4 protein-coding genes are annotated in these 4,739 nt (G+C 56.2%); 2 read left to right on the top strand and 2 right to left on the bottom strand.

Going from position 1 to position 4,739, the window contains the following annotated elements; translation table 11 throughout:
- Positions 1 to 138: 138 nt before the first annotated feature.
- Together prlC and rsmJ are read left to right on the top strand one after the other, a co-directional pair.
- Positions 139 to 2,181: an oligopeptidase A gene (prlC, locus tag Q7O77_RS14750; RefSeq protein ID WP_304168815.1), complete on the top strand. Its 2,043-nt coding sequence runs from the start codon at positions 139 to 141 to the stop codon at positions 2,179 to 2,181.
- Positions 2,178 to 2,927: a 16S rRNA (guanine(1516)-N(2))-methyltransferase RsmJ gene (gene rsmJ / locus Q7O77_RS14745; protein WP_304168814.1), complete on the top strand. Its 750-nt coding sequence runs from the start codon at positions 2,178 to 2,180 to the stop codon at positions 2,925 to 2,927. Before prlC ends, rsmJ begins: the two co-directional genes overlap by 4 nt.
- 138 nt (positions 2,928 to 3,065) lie before the next feature.
- On the opposite strand, the gene Q7O77_RS14740 is transcribed toward rsmJ, so the two are convergent.
- Positions 3,066 to 4,238, bottom strand: coding sequence for an alginate lyase family protein (locus tag Q7O77_RS14740; protein ID WP_304168811.1), 1,173 nt, complete (start codon positions 4,236 to 4,238; stop codon positions 3,066 to 3,068).
- A gap of 312 nt (positions 4,239 to 4,550) precedes the next feature.
- On the bottom strand, positions 4,551 to 4,739 hold a 189-nt coding region (locus tag Q7O77_RS14735; RefSeq protein WP_304168809.1), incomplete at its 5' end, for a hypothetical protein.

Below are 4,739 nucleotides of genomic sequence, written 5' to 3'. Positions count from 1 at the left end.
CGGGTACTACACCATTCTTGCCCAAACATTGATTTTCATGGCCTGAGACCCCATCTTAGAAAGTAATCTGCAAGTTATGTCAGCCTTGTCGGCCACCGGGACAAGGGATCGATCATCATTACTATTCAGGACCGTGCCATGACAAATCCATTACTTACCCCGTTTACCCTGCCCCCGTTTTCCCAGATCAAGACCGACGATATCGTTCCTGCGATTAAGAGCGCGTTGGATGACTGTCGCAAAACGGTGGAGCAAGTTGTGGCGCAGCCAGGTCCGTTTACCTGGGAAAACCTTTGTCAGCCGCTGGCGGAAAGCGACGACCGGCTGGAGCGCATCTTCTCCCCTATCGGCCATCTGAACGCGGTGCAGAACAGTCCTGAACTGCGCGGCGCCTACGAGCAGTGCCTGCCGCTGCTGTCCGAATACGGTACTTGGGTGGGACAGCATCCCGGCCTGTATCGCGCCCACCGCAATCTGCGCGACGGCGAGCATTTCGCCTCGCTGGACACGGCGCAGAAAAAAGCCGTGGAAAATGCGCTGATCGGCTTCGAACTCTCCGGTATCGCCCTGCCAGCCGAGGAGCAGAAACGCTACGGCGAGATCTCCGCACGCCTTTCCGAACTGAGCTCGATCTACAGCAACAACGTGCTGGACGCCACGATGGGCTGGTCCAAGCTGATAACAGACGTCAATGAGCTGTCCGGTCTGCCGGAAAGCGCCCTGGCGGCCGCCAAAGCGCAGGCCGAAGCGAAAGAACAAGACGGCTGGCTGCTGACGCTCGACATGCCGAGCTACCTGCCGGTCATGACCTACTGCTCCAACGCGGCGCTGCGCGAAGAGATGTACCGCGCATACGCCACTCGCGCCTCCGATCAGGGGCCGAACGCCGGTAAGTGGGACAACACCGAGGTGATGGCCGAGAAAATGGCGCTGCGTCATGAACAGGCTCAGCTGCTCGGCTATCCCAGCTATGCCGATAAATCGCTGGTCACCAAAATGGCGGAAAACCCGCAGCAGGTGCTGGACTTCCTGACCGATCTGGCCAAACGCGCGCGTCCGCAGGCCGAGCAGGAACTGGCTGAACTGCGCGCCTTCGCCAAACAGCATTACGGCGTGGACGAGCTGAATCCGTGGGATGTCAGCTACTACAGCGAACAGCAGAAACAGCATCTCTACTCCATCAGCGACGAGCAGCTGCGCCCGTATTTCCCGGAAGAGCGCGTGCTGAACGGTCTGTTTGAAGTCGTCAATCGCATCTACGGCATTACGGCGAAAGAGCGTAAAGATGTCGATGTCTGGCATCCTGAAGTGCGCTTCTTCGATCTGTTCGATGAAAGCGGCGAGCTGCGCGGCAGCTTCTATCTCGATCTGTACGCACGCGAAAACAAACGCGGCGGCGCATGGATGAACGACTGCGTGGGCCGTATGCGCCTCGCTAACGGCGAACTGCAGAAACCGGTCGCCTACCTGACCTGTAACTTCAACCGCCCGGTCAACGGCAAGCCTGCGCTGTTCACGCATGATGAAGTGACGACGCTGTTCCACGAATTCGGTCACGGCCTGCACCATATGCTGACGCTGGTTGAAGCCGCGGGCGTCACCGGCATCAGCGGGGTACCGTGGGATGCCGTCGAGCTGCCGAGTCAGTTCATGGAAAACTGGTGCTGGGAGCCAGAGGCGCTGGCGTTTATCTCCGGTCACTACGAAACCGGCGAACCGCTGCCGAAGGAAATGCTGGATAAGATGCTGGCGGCGAAGAACTATCAGGCAGCGCTGTTCATCCTGCGTCAGCTGGAGTTCGGCCTGTTCGACTTCCGCCTGCATACCGAATATGACCCGGCGAAAGGCGCTCAGATTCTGCCGACGCTGGCTGACGTCAAGGCTCAGGTCGCCGTCATGCCCAGCCCGAGCTGGAACCGTTTCCCGCACGCCTTCAGCCACATCTTCGCCGGCGGCTACGCGGCAGGCTATTACAGCTACCTGTGGGCGGACGTGCTGGCGGCCGACGCCTTCTCTCTGTTCGAAGAAGAGGGCATTTTCAACCGCACGACCGGCCAGTCGTTCCTCGACAACATCCTGTCTCGCGGCGGTTCAGAAGAGCCGATGGAGCTGTTCAAACGCTTCCGCGGCCGTGAACCGAAGCTGGACGCCATGCTGAAACATTACGGCATCAAGGGATGAAGATCGGCCTGATGACCGAAGAGGGCGCCGATAAAGGCGCCCTCGACGCTCTGGCCGCGCGCTGGGGATTGATAGAAGATAACGACCAGCCCTTCGCGCTGGTGTTGACGCCCGAACGGCTCGAGCTGCGCAAGCAGGATGAGCCGAAGCTGGGCGCCATCTGCGTGGATTTCGTCGGCGGTACGCTGGCGCACCGGCGCCGTTTCGGCGGTGGTCGCGGCGAGGCGGTCGCCCGCGCCGTCGGCATCAAGAAAGGCTACCTGCCTGACGTGGTGGATGCCACTGCGGGGCTGGGGCGGGACGCTTTCGTGCTGGCGTCGCTCGGCTGTCGGGTTCGCATGGTGGAGCGGCATCCGGTTGTTGCGGCGCTGTTGGACGATGGTCTGCAGCGGGGTTATGAGGATGCGGAAATCGGCGGTTGGTTGAGAGAGCGTCTGACGCTGCTGCATGCCTCAAGCGCCGAGGCGCTGAAAGGCATCGAACCGCCGCCGGACGTCGTCTATCTCGACCCCATGTTTCCTCATCGGCAGAAAAGCGCGCTGGTGAAAAAGGAGATGCGGGTCTTCCAGACGCTGGTCGGCGCCGACGACGATGCTGACGCGCTGTTGGCCCCGGCTCGCTCGCTGGCGAAAAAGCGCATTGTGGTCAAACGACCTGACTATGCGCCGCCGCTCGCGGGCGTTCCCGCCCAGTCCATGCTGGAAACAAAAAGCCATCGCTTCGACTTCTATCTACCGCTAGCCTGAGAGTTTCCAATTCGTTTCCAAAAATAACGGCATCACGATGTTCTCAGGGGAGATACCGTCTCCCCGGCGGATAATCGTGAATCCTCTCCTTCGCCAGGGCGCAGCAACCGCACCCCGGCGAGCGTGACGGGGAAGCCGTTACTCTTCTCCCAGAGAAAACAGAAGCGTGCCGTAGCCCAGCTGGTCAAAACTTCCCGGCGATGCGCCATAAGACCAGGGACCGCCTTCAGGCTGAATCTTGGTCGCCATCTCGGTAATATTGGGGCTGTTGAGGCCTTTCAAAACAACGTAATGGTTATAGATCAGTGCCCAAATCGCCCTGACCTCTCCTCTTGCGCTGGCGGAGATCTGCGTTTGGGTCACGTCGCTGTTGGTATACGTGGTATAGGGCACCGTTTTGCCGAGATTATAGGCCGCCACATATTCCGCCCCTTTCATGAGCCGATTATCGTCGTAACCGAATAAATCATCGCCTTGATTCCAGGCCATTTGGCAAATGGCGCCCGCCAGCGCGATATCTAATAATGAGTGAGCCTGATCCCTGCCGCTTTCCTGTATTTGTCCCATCCCTTGCTCGGGATACAGTTTCCAGACCAATTTCCCAATGGCGCCATTTCCGTCGCCGTTTTTGTAATAGTCGACGGCTCTGTCGTAGAGATCTTTTCTATCTAATAAAATACCGATGGCCATAATGGAACTTAACTGCGCTAAATCCCAGTTCGCCCAATAGTGATCGATTTTCGTATTATTATGACGAGCGATAAAATCCAGATTAATGGGAAGAAAAACCTTCTCCATCATGGTTTTAAACGTATCGAAATCACTCGTTTTCCACCCCGGATAATCCCGCATAATTTCCGCAGTATTCGCCAGTTCATAGCCATAAATTCCCGCAGCGAGCGCGGCATCGGTAGAACCTCGGATCTCTTTTAGCGTGCCGCCCCACGCATTCAGAATCGCTACGGCGCTGTTGGCGTAAGCCTCATCTCCGGTGATCTTCCAATACAGCGCATGGGAATACGCTACCGCTATGTCTCTGTAAAGCTGGGGATAATTTTCGCTATGCTCGCTATTTCTTCCCCGATAGACGATGTCGACGGCGCGGGGCTGCCAGCCAAGCGAAAGTTTCAGCTGTTGGAATCCCTTGAGCCAGGGCTCGGATTGCTGCTTCACCTGCGTCGTCATTCTGGCGAGATCGTCGCTGTTACTGAGCATGCCTGGATGTTTAAACGTGTCCGCTGACCAGCCGGAAAAAGGAAATAACAAGATGGCGCACGACAGCACTAAACCTGCCGGTTTTTTGATGAACATATTAAATAACGTCCCTGTGATATTATTTTCGGGAAAAGAGTATCACACATGTATTAAATAATAATTTCATGCCCCGGAATACGTGGAATTATGCTTTTAATATTTGCTAATTCAGAACAGCGACCAGTCATAAAAAATAAAACCACGATGTGCTACCTATTAAGACACGTGGAATCCGCCCCCTTCTGCCATACTTTTTATTAATTCTGTACCCAATGCTGCTCTTCCATTTATGGCAGCTCATGTCATCGGAATAACGCCCTTGTCGCCTCGCGGATACTTCATGCCTTGATCCTCCGGATCCGCCAGTGGCTATGCGATCACAGACACAACAAATGGGTTTCCATTGGTTTCCAAATAAACTTTTATCATCGCTGATAAAGCAATGCTTCGCAGCGCTACCGACCCGTCAGACGAACCAGAGATGAATCTTTTTCTGGCCATCGGCGTGTATTGCAAGAGACGTAATGAAATAGCGAGGAGGTGTTGCGGATCATATCG

The organism is Lonsdalea britannica, from assembly GCF_946477055.1.
Classification (GTDB): Bacteria; Pseudomonadota; Gammaproteobacteria; order Enterobacterales; family Enterobacteriaceae; genus Lonsdalea; species Lonsdalea britannica_A.
Note: the sequence above shows the minus strand (reverse complement) of the source record. Positions and strands in the feature narration are given on the sequence as shown.

Excerpts from the sequence above, each read along its gene's own strand:
- prlC (WP_304168815.1), top strand. The coding sequence starts at position 139 with ATGACAAATCCATTACTTACCCCGTTTACCCTGCCCCCGTTTTCCCAG.
- rsmJ (WP_304168814.1), top strand. The coding sequence starts at position 2,178 with ATGAAGATCGGCCTGATGACCGAAGAGGGCGCCGATAAAGGCGCCCTC.
- Q7O77_RS14740 (WP_304168811.1), bottom strand. The coding sequence starts at position 4,238 with ATGTTCATCAAAAAACCGGCAGGTTTAGTGCTGTCGTGCGCCATCTTG.